The organism is Psychrobacter sp. KCTC 72983 (assembly GCF_014280455.1).
GTDB classification, from domain to species: Bacteria; Pseudomonadota; Gammaproteobacteria; order Pseudomonadales; family Moraxellaceae; genus Psychrobacter; species Psychrobacter pacificensis.
The window spans coordinates 771169-791491 of record NZ_CP060390.1 but is presented as its reverse complement, the minus strand read 5'-3'; the positions used below and the strand labels follow the sequence as shown (position 1 = coordinate 791491).

Genomic DNA, 20323 nt, shown 5'->3' with positions numbered 1-20323 from the left:
CTTTTTTATCAAAATTTTGCCTATCGTACTATCTCATTATTACCCAATGCATCCTATAACAGCGGTCGCTACACAATCGAAGGTAAATACTCATGTCGTATCCTGATTCTGAGAATTCAACGGCACTGTTGATTGTGGTCATTGTTCTAAGCTTTATCATTGCTTCATCGCTCAATGTCTATCCGTTAAGCCCAAGTATGGCAACATTACGGCCCATGATTATGATTATGGTGCTGATATATTGGCTACTGTTCCAGCCGCGCTATGTGGGTATCTTTACCGCATTTACTATTGGGCTTATTACAGATTTGCTGATGGACACCCATCTAGGACAGCAAGCCTTTGCCGCTGTCGTGGTGGCACTAGTGATCAAAATTACTAGTATCTATGTTAGACAACTAAATACCATCAGCGCATGGTTGATAGCCAGTTTAGGATTAATTGTTTTTCAGCTAAATTTATGGATGCTGCAGATGTTTATCCAAAATACCTTTATCGCAAAATCTGCTTTGTCGCTTATGATGAGTATCATCAGCTGGCCACTTGTCTTACTGGCTCTACGCAAGTTTGCGCGTTAATGGTATTTATTAACTTATATGCAAAATATCTAAAAAATACATACCTCATAAATCTGTAAATAAAGAGAAGAGCGATGGATATCATTTTAGCGTCTGGTTCGCCGCGCCGTCGAGAGCTACTAGCAAGAGCACAGTTAGATTTTAGAGTATTGAGTGTAGATATTGACGAAACGCCGCAAGATGATGAATTACCCAAAGACTATATTGAGCGTATGGTCGCTACCAAAGCCATGGCTGCCATAGAGCAACTAAACGGCACATTAGAAATCGATGAGAACGGTACCAACGAATTAATTATCATTTTGACCTCTGATACCATCGGAGTGTTACCAGATGGCAAGACAGTACTGGTCAAACCGACCGATCGTGAGCATGCTTATAGCATGTGGCAGCAGATGTCAGATAATATCCATGAAGTATGGACTGCCGTACAAGCCACCAAAATACAGCGGCTACCTAAAGGAACAGAACACAATGCATCAAAGCGCACTCAGGCATTTCAAATTATCGACCAGCAGCAAATTACTGAGCGTACAGCAGTAACCTTTATACCATTGACTACAGAGATGATGAGCAATTATTGGGACAGTGGAGAGCCTGCTGATAAAGCGGGTGGCTATGGTATTCAAGGTTTAGGTGCTGCTTGGGTCAGCCGTATTAACGGCAGTTACACCAATGTCGTTGGATTGCCACTGGCGCAAACGCTGGCCTTAATCAAAGACATGACAGAAGGCAGTGAGGATATCGTTGACCCGTTATAATTATATATGCACATAATGACACGGTAGGGCAATGGGCAAGAGCAAGGCGCATTTGTTACACTGTCAATCTAATAGACGATGACCGTCTGATAAGAAAGCTGAGAGATAAGAGAAAAAACTATGTCCGAAGAGCTGCTGATTAATATTAGTCCAATGGAATCCCGTGTTGCGGTTTTAGATAATGGCATCTTGGGTGAGATTTATATTGAGCGACATCATAAACTGGGTTTGGTCGGCAATATTTATCTGGGCACAGTCGTACGTGTCCTTCCAGGCATGCAGGCAGCCTTCGTTGATATCGGTCAATCGCGAACCGCATTTCTACATGTCAATGATATGCAGCGCGAGCCTCGCCCAGTTGCAGAAGACAAAAGCAAAGCCGCTACAAATGACAAAAAAGATAATAGTGACAATAGCGCCATCTTAGAAACATCCACGGATAGCTTAGCAATCACGCCACCTGTTGTCAGTGCTCAAAGTACGGAGGTCGTGCCTATTTCTAAGACCTTGATTCAGCATCGATTACACGAAAGCCAGCGTATCTTGGTACAAGTCACCAAAGACCAATTAGGCAGTAAGGGTGCTCGCTTAACGACCAATATATCGTTGCCATCTCGCTATCTGGTTTATCTACCATCAAGCGATCATATCGGTATATCACAGCGTATTGATGGTGAAGAAGAGCGCACGCGTCTGAAAACTGAGCTTAGTAGCTTAATGCAAACGGTCAACCTAAAAGGTGGTCTGATCGCTCGTACTGCGGCTGAGCGTGTCCCTGTAAACAAGCTAGAAGAGGATATTTATTACCTGTTGCAGCTGTGGCGTACCATCTGTGCTCGTCGCCAAGAGATCAATCATCACCAAAGCTCAGAACTTATTTATCAAGAACTATCGCTACCACTGCGCTCTATCCGTGATCTGGTTCATGCTGATACCGAAAAAGTCATCATTGATAATACGCAAGTTTATGAACAAGTCAGATACTTTGCCAAAGAGTTTGTACCGTTCATTTACGATAAAATCGTGCATTATACGGCAGAGCAGTCACTGTTTGACGTGCATCGGGTTGAAGATGATTTACGTGACGCATTGAAACGTCGTGTTGACTTGAAGTCTGGTGGCTATCTGATTATTGACCAAACAGAAGCAATGACGACGATTGATGTGAATACAGGCTCTTTTGTAGGCGGTCGCTCATTAGAAGACACCGTTTATAAGACTAATCTAGAAGCCACACATGCCATCGCACGTCAGCTGCGCCTGCGTAATCTAGGCGGCATTATTATTCTAGATTTTATCGATATGCTAGAGCAGCAGCATAAGGATGATGTATTAGAGAGCTTACAGGCGCAGCTAACCCAAGACTATGCCAAAACCAAAATTACGCAGGTTAGTGAACTTGGCTTAGTGGAGATGACACGCAAGCGCACGCGTGAATCATTGGGTCAGCAGCTTTGTGAGCCGTGCTCAACTTGCCAAGGTCGTGGGTTCGTTAAAACCGCAGAGACCGTTTGCTTTGAGATTTTCCGTGAGATCATGCGCTGCGCTCGTACTTATAATTCTCCTAAGAAATTCACAGTAGTGGCTCATGCGGCAGTCATTGATTTATTGCTGACATCAGAGTCAGATACAGTAGCCGATCTAGAGTATCTACTGGGTCGAGTGATTACATTTGACGTAGAAAATCTATATACCCAAGAGCAGTATGATATTGTTTTGGACTGAGATTACTGAGCCTACTGCCAGAGACTTGTTACAAGTATCTTGACCAACAAAACAGTTTTCTAAAAATTGAGGTCTTTAATTACGTCAGATATTGCCCTTGCAATACCTAAAATACTCTGTATAATACACACCACTGAATTATATATGCGCAGCTGACTAAAAAAGCTGGCGCTATGACAGCTGGAGCATCGTTTCTGGCACTATTTCATTATGCCTTTGCTGACATCCATTATAGGAGAGTTGGCGGGGCTTTAAACTATTTTGCTTTTGGCACGCTATAAGTTCGGATAAAGAACTCATTCTGGTTAAGAACAGAAGGCCGCTTTAAGTGAATATTTAACCAAACTGCTTTTGATCATAGTCTTGCAAACCAAGAATGACGAAAGCACATATTAGGAGCTTGCTGGCATGGCTAACCAGAGAATCCGTATCCGTCTTAAGTCTTTTGATCATCGTCTGATTGATCAATCTGCACAAGAGATTGTTGATACTGCAAAGCGCACCGGTGCGCAAGTTTGTGGTCCTGTACCGTTGCCGACTCGCATTGAGCGCTTCAACGTTCTAACCTCACCACACGTTAACAAAGACGCGCGTGATCAGTACGAAATCCGTACTCACAAGCGTATGGTTGATATCGTTCAGCCTACTGACAAAACTGTGGATGCGCTAATGAAATTAGATTTAGCGGCGGGTGTTGACGTCCAAATTGCTTTGGGTTAATGCACATTACACACCCAACCCATTAATATAAGATATAAAGAGGTCTAAAATGGCGATCGGTTTAGTCGGTAAAAAATGCGGCATGACCCGTGTCTTCACTGAAACAGGCGCATCTATTCCTGTAACAGTGGTTGAGGTCGATGCAAACCGCATTACTCAAGTAAAAAATACTGATGTAGATGGTTACCAAGCCATCCAAGTCACCACAGGTACCCGTCGTGACAGCCGCGTAACTGCTGCACAAAAAGGTCACTTCGCGAAAGCTGGCGTTAAAGCTGGTCGTGGTGTTTGGGAATTTCGTGTCAACGATAGCGACCTTGAAGGTCGTGAGGTTGGCGGTGAGATTCTAGCTGACTTGTTTGAACAAGGTCAGAAGGTTGATGTGACAGGACAAAGCAAAGGTAAAGGCTTCCAAGGTCCAATCAAACGTCACAACTTTAGTATGCAAGATGCTACTCATGGTAACTCAGTGTCTCATCGTGCACATGGTTCAACTGGTCAAAACCAGTCACCAGGTAGAGTATTCAAAGGCAAAAAGATGGCGGGTCAGATGGGTAACAAGCGTGTTACTGTTCAAGGCCTAGAAGTGATTTCGGTTGATGCCGAAAAAGGGTTACTTGTCATCAAGGGTGCTATCCCAGGTGCCACCGGTGGCGATGTTATCGTACGTCCGTCAGTCAAAGCCTAAGCAAGGGGATTAACGTGGATTTAAAAACAGTTACAGGTGCAGCGGTTGAGCTTTCTGATACGGCTTTTGGTCGTGAATTCAATGAAGCATTAGTGCACCAAGTCGTCACCGCTTATCTAGCTGGTGCTCGCCAAGGTACACGCGCTCAAAAAACCCGTGCCGAAGTTTCTGGCGGTGGTATCAAGCCATGGCGCCAAAAAGGTACTGGTCGCGCTCGTGCGGGCTCTATTCGTAGCCCAATCTGGCGTTCAGGTGGTCGTGCATTCGCTGCAAAACCACAAGATTGGTCACAGAAAGTAAACCGTAAAATGTATCGCGGTGCGATGCAGTGCATCCTAGCAGAATTGATTCGTCAAGAGCGTCTGATTTTGGTAGAAGAGTTGAGCGTTTCTGGGCCGAAAACTAAAGAACTGATTGCAAAGCTAAATGAGCTTGATGCACCACGTGCATTGATCGTCACCAAAGAAGTTGACGAAAACTTATACTTAGCTGCTCGCAACATTCCGCACGTCAATGTACTTGGTACAAACGAAGTGGATCCAGTGAGCTTGATCGCATTTGATAAAGTGATCATGTCAGTTGAAGCTGCGAAACAATTTGAGGAAGCACTAGCATGAACAACGCAAGACTTTATCAGGTCTTAAGAGGGCCTGTATTCTCAGAAAAATCTCAAATGCTTGGCGACTCACTTGGTGTGCAGGTATTTAAAGTTGACTCTAACGCTACTAAGCTTGAAGTCAAAAAAGCAGTTGAGTTGATGTTTGAAGGTGTTGAAGTTACTAAAGTAAACACTTTGAATGTTAAAGGTAAGACAAAGCGTTTTGGTAAAAGCATCGGTCGTCGTAACGACTATAAAAAAGCCTATGTTACCTTAAAAGCTGGTCAAGATGTACAAATGGCTGATGCTGGTGAAGAAGTCGCAAACACGACTGCCTCTACTAGTGAAACAGCGAATAACGAATAAGGATTACACTCATGCCTATCGTAAGAGCAAAGCCAACATCACCAGGCCGTCGTTTTGTTGAAAAAGTGGTGCATCCACACCTTTATAAAGGTCGTCCTTATGCAGCGCTTCTAGAATCAAAAAGTAAGTCAGGTGGTCGTAACAATAATGGTCGTATCACTACTCGTCACATTGGCGGTGGTCATAAGCAACATTATCGCATTATCGACTTCAAACGTACTAAAGACAATATCCCAGCTGTGGTAGAGCGTATTGAATACGATCCTAACCGTACTGCACATATTGCATTACTTAAGTATGCTGATGGCGAACGTCGTTACATCATCGCTGCTAAAAAACAAGCAGTTGGCGATACAGTAATGTCAGGCGAAACATCTCCAATACGTCCAGGTAACTGCCTACCGCTAAAAAACATCCCATTGGGTACTGTGATTCATAATATCGAACTTAAAATCGGTAAAGGTGCACAGATGGCTCGTTCTGCGGGTGCTAGCGTTCAGTTATTAGGCCGTGACGGTATCTACGCTATTTTACGTCTACGTTCAGGCGAAACTCGCCGTGTACACGTAAACTGCCGTGCTGTTATTGGCGAAGTTTCTAACACTGAAAACAACTTGAAATCACTTGGTAAAGCTGGTGCTTCACGTTGGCGTGGTGTTCGTCCTTCAGTTCGTGGTGTCGCGATGAACCCGGTTGATCACCCACATGGTGGTGGTGAAGGTCGTAACAAAGGTCGCCATCCAACTAGCCCTTGGGGTCAGAAGTCTAAAGGACTTAAAACGCGTCATAATAAGCGTACTGACAACATGATCATCCGCCGCCGCGCCAAGAAGAAATAAAGGAAGAATTTCATGCCTCGTTCATTGAAAAAAGGTCCATTCATAGACGCGCACTTATTTGCTAAAGTTGAGAATGCATTAGACACCAACTCACGCAAGCCAATTAAAACTTGGTCGCGCCGCTCGATGATCCTACCACAAATGGTTGGCCTGACTTTATCTGTCCACAACGGCCGTACTCACGTACCGGTTATCGTCAGTGAGCAGATGGTTGGTCATAAACTAGGTGAATTTGCCCCGACTCGTACGTATCGTGGTCATGGCATTGACAAAAAAGCTAAGAGATAAGGTGCTTACCATGGAAGTAACTGCAAAATTACGCGGTGCCGCCATATCGGCACAAAAAGTTAGACTCGTTGCTGATGAAGTTCGTGGCAAATCTATTGAGCGTGCTTTGGATATCCTAACGTATAGCAATAAAAAAGGCGCTATCTTTGTTAAGAAATGTCTTAACTCAGCCATCGCCAATGCCGAACATAATCACGGCCTAGATATTGACGACCTAAAAGTCGCTACTATCTATGTTGATGAAGGCATTACGCTAAAACGTATCCTACCACGTGCCAAAGGTCGCGCTGATCGTATCAGCAAGCGTACTTGTCACATCACTATAAAGGTAGGAGAATAAGTTATGGGTCAAAAAGTACATCCAATCGGAATTCGTCTTGGTGTTGTAAAAAAGCATAACGCAAACTGGTATGCTGATCCTAAACAATACTCAGAATACCTAATCAACGATATTCAAGTCCGTGAATATCTACGTAAAAAGCTAGATAACGCAATGATTAGCAACATCATGATCGAGCGTCCTACTGGCGCTGCTAAGATTACCATCGCCACTGCGCGCCCTGGTATCGTTATCGGTAAGAAAGGCGAAGATATCGAAAGACTTCAAAAAGAATTGACCAAAATTATGGGCGTACCTGCTCAGGTCAACATTGAAGAAATCACGTCACCTGATCTTGATGCACGTTTGGTAGCAGAGGGTATCGCAAGCCAGCTTGAGCGTCGTGTTATGTTCCGCCGTGCGATGAAACGCGCTGTACAGAATAGCATGCGTTCTGGTGCTAAAGGTATTAAAGTTGAGCTGTCTGGTCGTCTTGGCGGTGCTGAGATTGCTCGTAGCGAATGGTATCGTGAAGGCCGTGTGCCCTTGCATACACTTCGTGCTGATATTGACTATGCGTCAATTCGTGCAGAGACAACTTACGGCACCATCGGTGTTAAAGTTTGGATTTTCCGCGGAGAGATCCTTGACGGTATGAACAGTGTTTATAATCCCGTCAAAGAAGAGCAGACTCGTGCGCCAAAACGCCGTGGTCGCGGAAACGGAAACCGTCGAAACTCAGACAGAGGTTAAACTATGTTACAGCCAAAACGTACCAAGTTTCGTAAAATGCATAAAGGTCGTAACACTGGGCTAGCTCATCGTGGAAGCACCGTTGCATTCGGACAAATTGGTCTAAAATCATTGACGCGTGGTCGTATGACAGCCCGTCAAATCGAAGCAGCACGTCGTACCATCACTCGTAAAATCAAGCGTGGCGGTAAGATTTGGATTCGTGTATTCCCAGACAAGCCTATTACCAACAAACCATTAGAAGTACGTATGGGTAAAGGTAAAGGTCCAGTTGAGTACTGGGTATGCGAAATCAAGCCTGGTAAAGTGCTATATGAAATTGAAGGGGTATCTGAAGAGCTTGCTCGCGATGCATTAACGCTTGCTGCAGCAAAACTGCCCTTTAAAACTACCATTGTTAAGCGGACGATAATGTAATGAAGATCAGTGAATTACGTGATAAATCATTAGAAGAACTGACCCAGTTACTTGATGAAAAGCAGCTTGATGCTTTCCGTATTCGTATGGCTAAAGCAACTGGTCAGTTGGGTAATACCCATGAAGTACGTGCCAATCGTCGTACGATTGCTCAGCTTCAGACTTTGATTAACGAGAAACAACGAGGCGACTCATGAGCGATAACAATCAAACAGCTACCAATGCTAGCGTATTGACAGGACGAGTTGTCAGCGACAAGATGGACAAGTCCATCACGGTTTTGATTGAGCGTCTGGTTCGCCATCCTTTGTATGGCAAACAGCTTCGTCGTTCTACTAAAATCAAAGCACATGATGAGAACAATGTTTGTCAACAAGGCGACCTTGTCCGCATCAAAGAAACGCGTCCAATCTCAAAAACTAAGTCTTGGACTTTAGTTGATGTGGTTGAAAAAGTAGAAAAAATCTAAGTAAATTGCATTAAAAGCCAGAAGCTGTTAAAATAGCCGCCTTTTTAAGGATGCTGATTGCGCCCGTCGCATATCACTCACATTAAGAGTAAGCTGCGGCTATTTATATTAAAATGCCGCCTTGCTCATTCTGTGCTAGCGGCAGCAACTGGTTTTTATTGCTCATACGTGTGGAGTAACGCTATGATTCAGGTTGAGTCAATGCTGGAAGTTGCAGACAATAGCGGTGCAAGGCGAGTTCAGTGCATTAAAGTACTGGGTGGTTCTCATCGTCGTTATGCATCAGTTGGCGACATTATTAAAGTAACGGTTAAAGAAGCCATTCCTCGTGGTCGTGTCAAAAAAGGCGACGTGATGAATGCAGTAGTTGTACGCACCAAAAAAGGCGTTCGTCGTCCAGATGGTTCTGTGTTACGTTTTGATGACAATGCTGCGGTATTGTTGAACCAAAATAAAGCGCCGATTGCAACTCGTATTTTTGGACCGGTAACTCGTGAACTACGTGGTGATCAATTTATGAAAATTGTATCACTAGCACCAGAAGTATTGTGAGGTAATCCATGTCAAAATTACGTAAAGGCGATACAGTTATCGTGATTGCTGGGAAAGACAAAGGCAAGCAAGGTACTGTACAAGCTGTAAAAAACGATCGTATTAAAGTTGAAGGCGTTAATATTGTTACTAAACATCAGAAGCCAAATCAGGCGACTGGCGTTGAAGGTGGCATTCTTAAGCAAGAAGCTTTTATGCATATCTCAAATGTCGCAATCTTAAATGCGCAAACCCAAAAAGCAGACCGTATTACTTATCAGTTTGGCGAAGATGGCAAGAAACAACGCGTCTATCGTTCAAACGGTGAAGTAGTGGCGACTGCGTAAGACACTAAGGGTGTAATGGTAATGGCAAGATTAAAATCTTTATATAACGATAAATTAAAGCAGCAAATCAAAGAAGATCTTGGTTTGGACAATGTGATGCAAGTGCCTAAAATCACTAAAATCACACTTAACATGGGTGTAGGCGGCGCGTCTCAAGACAAGAAATTGCTTGAAGGTGCTGTAGCTGACATGACCGCGATTGCTGGTCAAAAACCTGTTGTCACCAAAGCGCGTAAATCAGTTGCTGGCTTTAAGATTCGTGAAGAATGGCCAATTGGCTGTAAAGTAACGCTACGCGGTGAGCAAATGTACGAATTTTTAGATCGTCTCGTTGCCATTGCAATTCCTCGTATTCGTGATTTCCGCGGTTTTTCACCTAAAGCCTTTGACGGACGTGGTAACTACTCATTGGGTATCAAAGAACAGATCGTATTCCCAGAAGTAGATTTTGACAAGATTGACCGTATCCGTGGTATGGATGTGACAATCACCACGTCAGCTCAATCTGATGAAGAAGGTCGTGCGTTGCTTAAAGCATTCGGCTTCCCATTTAAATAAGGTAAAGACGTTATGGCAAAGAAGAGCATGATTAACCGCGAATTAAAGCGCGAAAAAATGGTTGCTAAATATGCTGAAAAGCGTATCAAGCTAAAAGAAACTATCAGTGATATCAACGCATCAGACGAAGAGCGTATGGACGCGATGTTAGAGCTACAAGCTCTTCCACGCAACTCATCACCAGTACGTCTGCGTAATCGTTGTGCTATCACCGGTCGTCCTCACGGTTACTTCCGCAAGTTTGGCTTATCACGCAATATGCTGCGTGAGCGTGTCATGCAAGGCGATGTGCCTGGTGTTCGTAAAGCAAGCTGGTAAGGAGTAACTATATGAGTATGCAAGATACCGTTGGGGATATGCTAACCCGTATCCGTAACGCACAAATGGCTAACAAAGTATCGGTAGCAATGCCGAGCTCTAAATTACGTAAATCAATTGCTGATTTGCTAGTTAGCGAAGGTTATGTGGCGAGCGCTGTTGTTACTGAAGAAGAAAACAACAAAGCAACCCTTACTATTGAATTAAAATATTTCGAAGGCCGTGCGGTTATCGAAACTATTCAACGTTATAGCCGCCCTGGTCTACGCCAGTTCCGCGGTAAAGACGAAATCCCTACTGTTAAGCAAGGTATGGGTGTTGCTATCGTATCTACAAGCCAAGGTATCATGAGCGATCGTGCTGCACGCGCTGCTGGTATCGGTGGTGAAATCGTTGCATTTGTAGCGTAAGCTATACGACGATGAAGTCTATTTGATGGTGGTTAGGCTTCTATCGATTGAGGAGTGTTTAATTATTTCAAATTGATAGGTGTCTAACACAATCAACTATGCTAAACTAACACGCTTTTTAGCCTGTTAGTTTTTTCGCTAATAAAAGCAAGTTAAATTTTTTAAGGAATATTCCTATGTCTCGTGTGGCTAAAGCCCCAGTAACGCTGCCAAATGGCGTAAGCGTTACTTTGAACGATCGGCAGGTCGAAGTTAAAGGCAAGAACGGTACTATGTCTTTACACCTGCATGAATTGGTCGAGCTGAAACAGGAAGATGATGCTATCATTTTCTCACCTGCAGTCGATTCAAAAGAAGCTATGATGCACACTGGCACCATGCGCGCTCTTGTTAACAACTATGTTACTGGCGTAAATGAAGGCTTTGAAAAGCGTCTTCAATTGATTGGTGTTGGTTATCGCGCACAAGTTGCTGGTAACAAAGTAACCTTGAACGTTGGCTACTCTCATCCAGTAGAGTACACGCTACCTGAAGGTGTATCGGCTGAAACCCCAACGCAAACTGAAATTGTTTTGAAATCAAACAATAAACAGCAGCTTGGTCAAGCAGCGGCTAATATCCGTGGTTTCCGTCCACCTGAGCCTTATAAAGGTAAAGGTATTCGTTATAGTGACGAGCATGTGATTCGCAAAGAAGCTAAGAAAAAATAAGGTGAGTTGAAATGTTTGATAAAAAAGCAGCTCGTCTGCGTCGAGCTAAGAAAACACGTGCACATATCCGTCATCTAGGCGTTCATCGCTTAACGGTTAACCGCACGTCAAAACATATTTATGCCCAGATTATCTCTCCAAATGGTGGTGAAGTGATTGCTCAGGCATCTACCTTAGACAGCAGCTTGCGTTCAGGCGCGACTGGTAACGCTGATTCAGCAACGTCTGTAGGCCAAATGATCGCAGAACGTGCAAAAGCAGCTGGCATTACTAAAGTTGCCTTTGACCGTAGTGGTTTCAAATATCATGGTCGAGTTAAAGCTTTAGCAGAAGCTGCTCGCGAAAACGGATTGGAGTTTTAATCATGGCTAGAAATGATAAAAATGATAAAAATGAACAGACTGACGGTCTAGTAGAACGCTTAGTTACCGTTGATCGCGTTGCAAAAGTTGTTAAAGGTGGTCGTATTTTCTCTTTCACTGCGTTGACTGTAGTGGGTGACGGTAATGGTCGTGTTGGTTTTGGTCGTGGTAAAGCGCGTGAAGTGCCTGCTGCTATCCAAAAAGCACTAGAAGCTGCCAAACGTAATATGATTACTGTTGAGCTAAATGATGCAACTTTGTATCATCCGATCAAAGCAAGTCATGGTGCTAGTAAAGTCTACATGCAACCTGCATCTGAAGGTACTGGCGTAATCGCTGGTGGTGCAATGCGTGCTGTGTTAGAAGTTGCTGGTGTCAAAGATGTTTTGACTAAATGTTATGGTTCTACCAATACTGCTAACGTTGTTCGTGCAACGTTTAACGGTTTACGTGATATGTCAACTCCAGAGAAGATGGCAGCTAAACGTGGTAAATCTGTAGACGAAATCTTGGGTTAACTTAGACTAGGTGAGTTACGATGAAAAAAATGAAAGTCACTCAATTTAAATCGGGTGCCCATCGCCTAAAGAGCCACAAAGCGAGCTTGAAAGGATTGGGTTTACGCCGTATTGGTCATAGTGTGGTCGTTGAAGATACTCCTTCAACCCGTGGTATGGTTAATCGCGTTAACTACATGGTAAAAGTGGAGGAAGCGTAATGGGTCTTAGATTAAATGAATTATCACCAGGTGTTGGCGCAAAGAAAACTGCCCAACGTCGTGGTCGTGGTATCGGTTCAGGTCTTGGTAAGACTGGTGGTCGTGGTGTAAAAGGTCAGAAATCTCGTTCAGGTTCTAGCGTTCGCTCAGGATTTGAAGGTGGTCAAATGCCTTTATATCGTCGTCTACCAAAATTTGGTTTTACCAGTAAACTGGCTATGAAGACTGCTGAAGTACGTCTTTCTGAACTGAATAAAATTGAAGGCGATGTAGTTAGTCTTGAAACACTTAAAGCTGCTAACCTTATCCGTCACGATATGAAACGTGCTCGTGTAATGCTATCAGGTGAAGTCACTAAAGCTTATACTTTCAAAGGTATCAAAGTGACTAAAGGTGCTAAGCAAGCAATCGAAGCTGCTGGTGGTAGCATCGAGGAGTAGTAACGTGTCAAAGCAATCAATGTCATCGGCTGGTATACCGCTTAATCCATTCGCATTTATACGTAAGTATGATGAGCTATGGTCGCGTTTATTATTCTTAATCGGCGCATTGATTGTTTATCGTTTAGGGTCGCACATTCCAGTCCCGGGTATTAATCCGGTTAATCTGGCTGATCTGTTTTCGCGCAACGAAAATACCATCTTGAGCATGTTCAACATGTTCTCAGGTGGTGCGCTAGAGCGTATGTCTATTATGGCGCTTGGCATTATGCCATATATCTCAGCATCGATTATCGTACAGATGATGTCTGCGGTATTACCATCGCTTGAAGCTCTCAAAAAAGAGGGTGAAGCGGGACGACGCAAGCTGAACAAGTATACCCGTCAAGGAACGCTTGCTTTAGCACTAGTACAGTCATTAGGAATGTGTGCTGGCTTAATCAGCCAAAATCTTACCTTATCCTCTGGTCTGACTTTCTATATTCCAGCCGTTACTTCATTGGTAGCGGGCGCAATGTTCTTGATGTGGCTTGGTGAGCAGATTACAGAACGCGGCGTTGGTAATGGTATCTCAATGCTCATTTTTGCGAGTATTGTGGCTGGTACGCCAAGTATGATTTCGCAATCTATCGAACAGGTCAATCAAGGTCAGATGAACTTGATTGTACTATTTATTTTTGTATTGTTAGGCATCGCGGTTACTACTGGTATCGTTTATATTGAACGTGCTCAGCGCCGTGTTCCTGTCAACTATGCACAGAAGCAGCAACAAGGCCGTAAAATATATGCTCAGCAGCAGTCCCATCTGCCGCTTAAGCTAAATATGGCAGGGGTAATCCCAGCTATTTTTGCCAGTTCTTTGTTGCTGTTTCCAGCGAGTTTAGGACAGTGGGTTGGTCAATCAACAGATCCTACCTTCGTACAAAAAATACTACAAAATATGGCATTGGTATTGTCTCCAGGGCAACCGCTGTATTTAGTACTGTTTGGCGCAATGATTATTTTCTTCTGTTATTTTTATACGGCACTAGTATTTAGTCCACGTGAAGTAGCAGAGAACCTTAAACGTAGTGGTGCGTATATCCCAGGTATCCGCCCCGGACAACAAACTCAGCGTTACCTCGATCATGTATTAAACCGACTGACCTTTATTGGCGCGATGTATATGACGGTTATTTGTTTAATGCCAATGGTCGTCCAGTCATCGTTTGGTGTACCGTTCCATCTTGGTGGTACGTCGCTACTGATTATGGTGGTTGTGGTAATGGATTTCATCTCACAGATTCAAGCACATTTGATGACCCATCAATATCATGATCAGACGTTAATTCAATCGCACACTCAATCTTAATGAGCGGTACGATATTTCAAGGAGCATGCTATGAAAGTTCAAGCATCAGTTAAAAAGATTTGTGGTAGCTGTAAAGTTGTGCGCCGTAAAGGCCGTGTACATATTATCTGTACAGCAGAACCGCGCCACAAGCAACGTCAAGGTTAATATTTGATAGCATAAGTTTTTTAACTTTTGTTACTAAATAAATTAATACTTGAAAAATAACGGCGGATGGGATATCATCCGCCACTTGCCGTGTTTATGCAGAATGTCTTATAATGTTTTCGATCAATAGGCTTTTAACTAAGTCAAAAGAACGACTATCGTTATAAAGAATCTAGTATTAACAGCAACAAATCTGAAGAATAATGCCTTATTGATAAATAACGCTTATTTTTCTTTAATGGAGAGAAATCAATGGCTCGTATTGCCGGCGTAAACATTCCGGATAATAAGCATGCTGTTATTTCACTAACTTACATCTTTGGTATCGGTCGTACCACTGCTCAGAAAATCTTAGAAGCAGTTGGCATTGCCCCTACTACTAAAGTTAGTCAGTTAGATGATACACAGTTGGATGCTATCCGTGCACAAGTTGCAAATTACATGACTGAAGGTGACCTTCGTCGTGAAGTTTCAATGAATATTAAGCGTTTAGTTGATCTTGGTTGTTACCGTGGCATCCGCCATCGTCGTAACCTACCAGTTAGAGGTCAGAACACCAAGAACAACGCTCGTACTCGTAAGGGTCCGACACGTCCTCTCAAAAGATAATTAACTTAGGAAGCTAAAAGATGGCAAAAGACACTCGTAGTCGCAAAAAGGTGACTCGTCGTTCAGTATCGGAGGGCATTGCCCATATCCATGCGTCTTTTAATAACACCATTGTTACGATTACCGATCGTCAAGGTAATGCATTGGCTTGGGCCACTTCAGGTGGACAAGGCTTCCGTGGTTCACGTAAATCTACACCATTTGCAGCTCAGGTTGCAGCTGAAGTTGCTGGTAAAGCAGCTCAAGAATATGGTGTTAAGAATATCGACGTTTTGGTCAAAGGACCAGGACCGGGTCGTGAGTCTGCGGTAAGAGCACTAGGTGCATTGGGTTATAAAGTTAACAGCATCTCTGATGTAACCCCAATCCCACACAATGGTTGCCGTGCGCCGAAAAAGCGCCGCGTCTAATATTAAAGACGAAGCTTTTTATCATAAGAGCTTATAGGAGACATAACAATGGCCCGTTATATTGGACCAAAACTCAAATTATCACGTCGTGAAGGCACAGACTTAGGCCTTAAGTCTGGTGTTAAGCCATATGACGTAAAAACAAAGAAAGCTGCTCGTCCACCTGGTCAACATGGTGTAAGCCGTAACAAAAGCTCAGAGTATTCTTTGCAGTTACGTGAAAAACAAAAAGTTAAGCGTATCTACGGTGTACTAGAGCGTCAGTTTGCGAACTACTATAAAGAAGCTGCTCGTAAGCGTGGTGCTACTGGTGAGAACCTACTAGCCATGCTTGAGAGCCGTTTAGACAACGTAGTATATCGCATGGGCTTTGGCTCAACTCGCGCCGAAGCACGTCAGCTAGTCAGCCATCGTGCTGTGATGGTCAAAAAAGCTGGCCGTGATGAGTTTGTTCGTGTGAACATTCCATCAATTCAGTTGCAAGATGGTGATGTCATCGCTATCCAAGAGAAGTCTCGCGAACAGCTACGTATCAAAAACGCTATCGAACTAGCGACTCAGCGTGGCATTCCAGAATGGCTAGATGTTGATCACAGCAAACTACAAGGCACGTTTAAACAAGCGCCTGATCGTATTGATCTACCTGCTGACATCAACGAAAGCTTGATCGTTGAGCTATACTCTAAGTAAATGACGTACCGCTCAATGTCATAATCATGGCGTTGAGCAATTAACGTTAATTAAACCAGTTTAATAAATCGAGGTGACATCATGACGCTAAATGCAACTGAGTTTCTAACGCCGAACGCCATTAATGTGGATACGGTTAACGAAACGATTGCGAAAGTCACGCTCGAACCGTTAGAACGCGGCTTTGGGCATACCCTCGGGAATGCTCTGCGTCGCATCTTGTTATCTTCATTACCTGGTGCTGCAGTCATTGAAGCTGAGATTGATGGTGTTGACCATGAATATTCAACGCTTGAAGGACTACAAGAAGACGTACTTGACCTGCTTTTGAATCTAAAAGGCTTGGCAATTACACTTCATGACCAAAATGAAGTATTTTTGACCTTGGATAAACAAGGTCCAGGCACTATCACTGCTGCAGACATCGCGTTACCGCACAATGTTGATATCATCAATCCAGATTTGGTGTTGGGTACATTGAGCGACCGTGGTCATCTTAAGATGCGTTTGCGTGTAGTGATGGGTCGTGGATATGAGCCAGCAAACCAGCGCCGTGAAGATGGTGATACCAGAGCAATTGGACGCTTAAAGCTTGATGCAAGCTTTAGTCCTGTGCTACGTGTTGCTTATCAGGTTGAGAACGCTCGCGTTGAGCAGCGTACTGATCTTGATCGTCTTATCGTTGAGCTTGAAACTAATGGCACTATAGATCCAGAAGAAGCAATTCGTAAAGCAGCAACTATTTTACAGCAACAGATTTCAATCTTTGTTGACCTAGAAGCTGAAGAAGCGCCTGAGCCTGTGAAAGAGAAAGAAGAGGTTGATCCGGTGCTATTACGCCCTGTGGACGATCTTGAACTAACGGTTCGCTCAGCCAACTGCTTGAAAGCTGAAAACATTTACTATATCGGTGATTTGGTACAGCGTTCAGAGACTGAACTTCTAAAAACCCCAAATCTTGGTAAGAAATCATTAACAGAAATCAAAGACGTACTAGCGTCTAAAGATTTAGAGCTCGGTATGCGCCTAGATAACTGGCCACCAGCTGATTTACGTGTTGATGATCGCTTTTCTTATCGTAGCCGTTAAACTTTAAGGATTTTTGACTATGCGCCATCGTAAGAGTGGAGTCAAGCTGGGTCGTACCGGCAGTCATCGTAAGGCAATGTTTCAGAACATGACCAACTCATTATTTGAGCATGAACTGATTAAAACAACTTTACCAAAAGCTAAAGAACTACGTCGCGTTGCCGAGCCATTGATCACTATGGCTAAAGAAGACAGCGTTGCTAACCGTCGTTTAGCATTCAGCCGTATGCGTAGCAAAGCTATGGTAGGCAAATTATTTGGCACGTTAGGTCCTCGTTATCAGACGCGTCCAGGTGGTTATTTGCGTATCGTAAAATGCGGTTACCGTGATGGTGACAATGCGCCAATGGCTTATGTAGAATTGGTCGATCGCGACTAGTTTTGCATTAAAGACATATTTTATAAAAAAAGCTCCAATTCAATTGGAGCTTTTTTTTGTGCTTAAATTTAGTTAATTATATTGCTATCTGATCACAGTAGTAATGAATCGACATCAGCAGCACCTTGCCTAATGACTTCAGGGCGGCTACTAGTCATATCTACAATGGTGGTGAGTTTGGTCGTTTTTATACCTGCATTGATGAGTCCGTCGATTTGATTACCTAATAAGTCTTCAATCTCAAATGGATCGTCTAATATATCATCTCGATTAGGGAGAATTAACGAGCTGGTCAGGATAGGTTCATCCATTGCTTCTAATAGTGCTTGAGCAATAGGATTGCTTGGTACACGGATACCAATGGTTTTTTTCTTAGGATGTGCCAGTTTTTTGGGGACATCTTTTGTCGCATTTAGGATAAAAGTGATAGGGGCTGGGGTATGCGCTTTTAGTTGTTTATACTGAGCATTGTCTACGGTCGCATAGGTGGCAATCTCGCTTAGGTCACGGCACAACAGTGTAAATTGATGCTTATCGTCAAGCTCACGAATTTGCTTGAGCTTAGTCAAAGCGTCTTTTGCACCTAGTCGACAACCAAAAGCATAACTGGTATCGGTTGGGTAAATGATTAACTGGTCTTTGCGCAGTAGGTCAGCGGCTTGTTCAATGAGACGTGGCTGAGGATTATCGGGATGAATATAGAAAACTTCCATAATGGTTCCTTATTTTATAATTATTGGTTTTTAATTTAGACAATTTTTTCATTAATTAGATGTAGTTCAATCATTAGACATATTAAAAAAGTTATTTTAAAAATTAAGAAAATCTGTATTTTTAACATACTACTTTAGTTATCAGTATAGCTTAAAGCAAATATAAGTTTAGTGGCAAGGCGTTACCAACCGTAGAAAATCGTTAATAAGTAGGAACACTTAGTAATTTGAATTAAGCGTTGATTTCAGATGAAGGAGTACAAACGCTAATTAAAGCAGTCAGTAAAGTCTTAGCGTCACGCGGCAGAGTATAAGGTTTGGCTATATAGCTTTCTACTTGCTGATAGACATCACTAGCAAAGGTACTACTGCTAGTGTCGAAGTCGGCAAACAAGTTATCTTGTGAGACTTGGAAGTTTCGACCACACGCTAAGGTGAATAAACATTCTAATGCCTGTGGTTTGATCTCTACGCGCTCAAATGCTTGCTGCTGAGCTTCTGTCCGACCGTCTGGAGCATACCAGTAGCCAAAGTCAGGTAATTGTCTACGAGCGTCACCAGCCAGGCACCAATGACTCAGCTCTAGTAAACTCTTAACTATAAATGTACATTACTAAGTTATTGATTGATAAAGAAGTAATTGTAATGATGTAAAATCAGCTTCTTGATAAAAAAATGTACAATATTCCTCATAAAAGGAGATATTGTACATTAAGTGAGTCATTGGAATTATCACTTTTCAAAGCACTAAGAAGCTTATATTAGCCGTGTATATACAATCGAGACATATCAATATTTTATTTTTGATGAATAGATCGGGACTTTTTGTTGGTTCTTCTCTTAGTAGATATTCTTTGTTTTTTCAATAAAATTGGGAAGGCTAGAATATTTACTATAGTTATCATCGGCTGAATAGTAGCCTGATGAATATACTTCACATGACTGCTTTGAAATTTTAAAATTAAGTAAGTATGAATTTGCAATATGTAGTTAATAAACTAATTATCCCTTAACGTAGAAAAATCTGTATGCATTAATGTTTCTAAAGCTATTCTAGCCGTAGGAGGAGGATTCGTAATCATCTCTTGATAATTAACTTCTAAGTTTTTTAGAAACACCTCTGATATCGGTCGACCTGAAAAATCATCAAAGCTAGGTGAAAAATGTATACCTATAGCTTCACACATAGCCTTTTCTAAGCCTTGAGGTCTTGCTTCAACCAATTGAAATAGCTCTTGCTCTTCACTTGTTCTACCACATTCAGTATACCAGTAACCATAGTCATCTAATTTGCGTCGTTTTTGCCCTGCCAAACAGTAATGAGCAATTTCATGTAATAGGCTTCTTGGGTAGTTTTCTTTAAAAAAGATCTTCGCATTTGTATCTGCTTTTGGCGCTTCATAGTAGGGTTCATCTACTCCACCAATTATGGTTAGAGTAGGAAAAAGATGTTCAAATAAAATTTTTAGTTTGTTACACAAATGATCGTCATTCATAGGAATACTTTTAAGGCATCTTAATAGCCGTAATATGAGAAATAAAGCTTTAGAGAGGCTTTATTCATAGATTGTATTTGAGCTAAACAGGAACAAGATTAAGCTATTTATTAGATCTTTTCACTAATCTTATATGTGGTGAATCTGCTAACTCTCTTTGAAGTTCAAAATTCTGTCTTAGAATGTTAAGATAATCTTGCATTATAATGTCATATTCTTCTTTTATCATGTCGTATTTCAAATTAGCTTTGATTTTGAGCTCTTTTTCATGTTTTAACTTAGTAGAAGTATTAGGTTTTTCTTGAGCACGATTTTTGCGTTCTTCTTCCGCTTTTGTTATTGCTTCGCAAAGTTCTGGATATCTCTCATTACGGACATACCCTTTTCCTTTACCTGCCTCTCTACCTACAGCGTCTCTAGTAAACTTAAACCGTGATGACTTTGTATTGACAATTTTGGCTGTACCATCTTGTAGACGATTCAAAGCATCCCAATAAGCCTGTTCTGCCTGGCTAGTTTTCATG

34 protein-coding genes and 1 pseudogene are annotated in these 20323 nt (G+C 42.6%); 31 read left to right on the top strand and 4 right to left on the bottom strand.

Annotation, left to right across the window (positions count from 1 at the left end):
• Positions 1-92: 92 nt before the first annotated feature.
• The 31 genes from mreD (at position 93) to rplQ (ending at position 17590) form a co-directional block, all read left to right on the top strand.
• Complete coding sequence (gene mreD, locus PSBA01_RS03390; RefSeq protein WP_071003141.1) at positions 93-578, top strand: rod shape-determining protein MreD; 486 nt, start codon at positions 93-95, stop codon at positions 576-578.
• A gap of 74 nt (positions 579-652) precedes the next feature.
• The gene (locus tag PSBA01_RS03385) at positions 653-1339 is read left to right on the top strand and encodes a Maf family protein (RefSeq protein ID WP_071003143.1); all 687 of its coding nucleotides are present in this window, start codon (positions 653-655) and stop codon (positions 1337-1339) included.
• Between the two features lie 120 nt (positions 1340-1459).
• The gene (locus PSBA01_RS03380) at positions 1460-3064 is read left to right on the top strand and encodes an Rne/Rng family ribonuclease (RefSeq protein ID WP_186475032.1); all 1605 of its coding nucleotides are present in this window, start codon (positions 1460-1462) and stop codon (positions 3062-3064) included.
• Positions 3065-3472: 408 nt separating this feature from the next.
• Positions 3473-3784: a 30S ribosomal protein S10 gene (gene rpsJ / locus PSBA01_RS03375; protein WP_010196670.1), complete on the top strand. Its 312-nt coding sequence runs from the start codon at positions 3473-3475 to the stop codon at positions 3782-3784.
• Positions 3785-3833: 49 nt separating this feature from the next.
• The gene (rplC, locus tag PSBA01_RS03370; protein WP_186475031.1) at positions 3834-4472 is read left to right on the top strand and encodes a 50S ribosomal protein L3; all 639 of its coding nucleotides are present in this window, start codon (positions 3834-3836) and stop codon (positions 4470-4472) included.
• Between the two features lie 14 nt (positions 4473-4486).
• Positions 4487-5089 (top strand): 50S ribosomal protein L4, encoded by a 603-nt coding sequence (rplD, locus tag PSBA01_RS03365; protein WP_058025577.1) that lies wholly within the window; start codon positions 4487-4489, stop codon positions 5087-5089.
• Entirely contained in the window at positions 5086-5436 is a 351-nt protein-coding gene (gene rplW, locus PSBA01_RS03360) for a 50S ribosomal protein L23 (RefSeq protein WP_071003149.1), read from the top strand. Before rplD ends, rplW begins: the two co-directional genes overlap by 4 nt.
• Before the next feature lie 11 nt (positions 5437-5447).
• Positions 5448-6275: a 50S ribosomal protein L2 gene (gene rplB, locus PSBA01_RS03355; protein WP_058025575.1), complete on the top strand. Its 828-nt coding sequence runs from the start codon at positions 5448-5450 to the stop codon at positions 6273-6275.
• Between the two features lie 12 nt (positions 6276-6287).
• Positions 6288-6563 carry a 30S ribosomal protein S19 gene (gene rpsS / locus PSBA01_RS03350; RefSeq protein WP_010196682.1) on the top strand — a complete coding sequence of 92 codons (276 nt, stop codon included), beginning with the start codon at positions 6288-6290 and terminating at the stop codon, positions 6561-6563.
• A gap of 10 nt (positions 6564-6573) precedes the next feature.
• Positions 6574-6903 (top strand): 50S ribosomal protein L22, encoded by a 330-nt coding sequence (rplV, locus tag PSBA01_RS03345; RefSeq protein WP_058025574.1) that lies wholly within the window; start codon positions 6574-6576, stop codon positions 6901-6903.
• Positions 6904-6906: 3 nt separating this feature from the next.
• Entirely contained in the window at positions 6907-7635 is a 729-nt protein-coding gene (gene rpsC / locus PSBA01_RS03340) for a 30S ribosomal protein S3 (protein ID WP_058025573.1), read from the top strand.
• A 3-nt stretch (positions 7636-7638) separates the two neighbouring features.
• Positions 7639-8052, top strand: coding sequence for a 50S ribosomal protein L16 (rplP, locus tag PSBA01_RS03335; protein WP_025644399.1), 414 nt, complete (start codon positions 7639-7641; stop codon positions 8050-8052).
• On the top strand, positions 8052-8249 hold the full coding sequence (gene rpmC / locus PSBA01_RS03330) for a 50S ribosomal protein L29 (protein ID WP_025644397.1): 198 nt from the start codon (positions 8052-8054) through the stop codon (positions 8247-8249). The genes rplP and rpmC overlap by 1 nt, the downstream gene beginning before the upstream one ends.
• Positions 8246-8521: a 30S ribosomal protein S17 gene (gene rpsQ, locus PSBA01_RS03325; protein ID WP_021813375.1), complete on the top strand. Its 276-nt coding sequence runs from the start codon at positions 8246-8248 to the stop codon at positions 8519-8521. Before rpmC ends, rpsQ begins: the two co-directional genes overlap by 4 nt.
• A gap of 183 nt (positions 8522-8704) precedes the next feature.
• Complete coding sequence (gene rplN, locus PSBA01_RS03320; RefSeq protein WP_010196702.1) at positions 8705-9073, top strand: 50S ribosomal protein L14; 369 nt, start codon at positions 8705-8707, stop codon at positions 9071-9073.
• A gap of 8 nt (positions 9074-9081) precedes the next feature.
• Positions 9082-9399, top strand: coding sequence for a 50S ribosomal protein L24 (rplX, locus tag PSBA01_RS03315; protein WP_058025572.1), 318 nt, complete (start codon positions 9082-9084; stop codon positions 9397-9399).
• Between the two features lie 21 nt (positions 9400-9420).
• The gene (gene rplE, locus PSBA01_RS03310) at positions 9421-9957 is read left to right on the top strand and encodes a 50S ribosomal protein L5 (protein ID WP_057758706.1); all 537 of its coding nucleotides are present in this window, start codon (positions 9421-9423) and stop codon (positions 9955-9957) included.
• A gap of 12 nt (positions 9958-9969) precedes the next feature.
• A complete protein-coding gene (gene rpsN, locus PSBA01_RS03305) occupies positions 9970-10275 on the top strand; it encodes a 30S ribosomal protein S14 (RefSeq protein ID WP_058025571.1) in 306 nt (101 codons plus the stop codon).
• Between the two features lie 11 nt (positions 10276-10286).
• Positions 10287-10685: a 30S ribosomal protein S8 gene (gene rpsH, locus PSBA01_RS03300; RefSeq protein WP_058025570.1), complete on the top strand. Its 399-nt coding sequence runs from the start codon at positions 10287-10289 to the stop codon at positions 10683-10685.
• 176 nt (positions 10686-10861) lie between these two features.
• Entirely contained in the window at positions 10862-11395 is a 534-nt protein-coding gene (gene rplF, locus PSBA01_RS03295; protein ID WP_058025569.1) for a 50S ribosomal protein L6, read from the top strand.
• 11 nt (positions 11396-11406) lie between these two features.
• The gene (gene rplR, locus PSBA01_RS03290) at positions 11407-11757 is read left to right on the top strand and encodes a 50S ribosomal protein L18 (RefSeq protein ID WP_058025568.1); all 351 of its coding nucleotides are present in this window, start codon (positions 11407-11409) and stop codon (positions 11755-11757) included.
• Positions 11758-11759: 2 nt separating this feature from the next.
• Positions 11760-12275 (top strand): 30S ribosomal protein S5, encoded by a 516-nt coding sequence (rpsE, locus tag PSBA01_RS03285; RefSeq protein ID WP_075106935.1) that lies wholly within the window; start codon positions 11760-11762, stop codon positions 12273-12275.
• A 20-nt stretch (positions 12276-12295) separates the two neighbouring features.
• Positions 12296-12475, top strand: coding sequence for a 50S ribosomal protein L30 (rpmD, locus tag PSBA01_RS03280; protein ID WP_071003155.1), 180 nt, complete (start codon positions 12296-12298; stop codon positions 12473-12475).
• Positions 12475-12915, top strand: a complete 441-nt coding sequence (gene rplO, locus PSBA01_RS03275) for a 50S ribosomal protein L15 (protein WP_058025566.1) — start codon at positions 12475-12477, stop codon at positions 12913-12915. Before rpmD ends, rplO begins: the two co-directional genes overlap by 1 nt.
• Before the next feature lie 19 nt (positions 12916-12934).
• Positions 12935-14266 carry a preprotein translocase subunit SecY gene (gene secY, locus PSBA01_RS03270; protein WP_186475418.1) on the top strand — a complete coding sequence of 444 codons (1332 nt, stop codon included), beginning with the start codon at positions 12935-12937 and terminating at the stop codon, positions 14264-14266.
• Positions 14267-14296: 30 nt separating this feature from the next.
• Positions 14297-14413, top strand: coding sequence for a 50S ribosomal protein L36 (rpmJ, locus tag PSBA01_RS03265; RefSeq protein ID WP_010196721.1), 117 nt, complete (start codon positions 14297-14299; stop codon positions 14411-14413).
• Positions 14414-14665: 252 nt separating this feature from the next.
• A complete protein-coding gene (gene rpsM, locus PSBA01_RS03260; protein WP_058025564.1) occupies positions 14666-15022 on the top strand; it encodes a 30S ribosomal protein S13 in 357 nt (118 codons plus the stop codon).
• Between the two features lie 20 nt (positions 15023-15042).
• The gene (gene rpsK, locus PSBA01_RS03255; protein ID WP_045454458.1) at positions 15043-15432 is read left to right on the top strand and encodes a 30S ribosomal protein S11; all 390 of its coding nucleotides are present in this window, start codon (positions 15043-15045) and stop codon (positions 15430-15432) included.
• 48 nt (positions 15433-15480) lie between these two features.
• Complete coding sequence (gene rpsD / locus PSBA01_RS03250) at positions 15481-16122, top strand: 30S ribosomal protein S4 (protein WP_186475030.1); 642 nt, start codon at positions 15481-15483, stop codon at positions 16120-16122.
• 81 nt (positions 16123-16203) lie between these two features.
• Positions 16204-17211, top strand: a complete 1008-nt coding sequence (locus PSBA01_RS03245) for a DNA-directed RNA polymerase subunit alpha (RefSeq protein ID WP_186475029.1) — start codon at positions 16204-16206, stop codon at positions 17209-17211.
• Between the two features lie 19 nt (positions 17212-17230).
• Positions 17231-17590: a 50S ribosomal protein L17 gene (rplQ, locus tag PSBA01_RS03240; protein ID WP_021813387.1), complete on the top strand. Its 360-nt coding sequence runs from the start codon at positions 17231-17233 to the stop codon at positions 17588-17590.
• Positions 17591-17682: 92 nt separating this feature from the next.
• Here the strand turns inward: rplQ and PSBA01_RS03235 are convergent, their stop codons facing one another.
• The 4 genes and pseudogenes from PSBA01_RS03235 to PSBA01_RS03220 all read right to left on the bottom strand — a co-directional run bounded on the left by PSBA01_RS03235 (position 17683) and on the right by PSBA01_RS03220 (position 20322).
• The gene (locus PSBA01_RS03235; protein ID WP_186475028.1) at positions 17683-18303 is read right to left on the bottom strand and encodes an L-threonylcarbamoyladenylate synthase; all 621 of its coding nucleotides are present in this window, start codon (positions 18301-18303) and stop codon (positions 17683-17685) included.
• A 232-nt stretch (positions 18304-18535) separates the two neighbouring features.
• Positions 18536-18892, bottom strand: a pseudogene (locus PSBA01_RS03230) (elongation factor P hydroxylase); the annotation flags it as partial.
• Between the two features lie 409 nt (positions 18893-19301).
• Positions 19302-19799, bottom strand: a complete 498-nt coding sequence (locus tag PSBA01_RS03225) for an elongation factor P hydroxylase (protein WP_057758727.1) — start codon at positions 19797-19799, stop codon at positions 19302-19304.
• A 103-nt stretch (positions 19800-19902) separates the two neighbouring features.
• On the bottom strand, positions 19903-20322 hold the full coding sequence (locus PSBA01_RS03220) for a hypothetical protein (RefSeq protein ID WP_057758729.1): 420 nt from the start codon (positions 20320-20322) through the stop codon (positions 19903-19905).
• Position 20323: the final 1 nt, after the last annotated feature.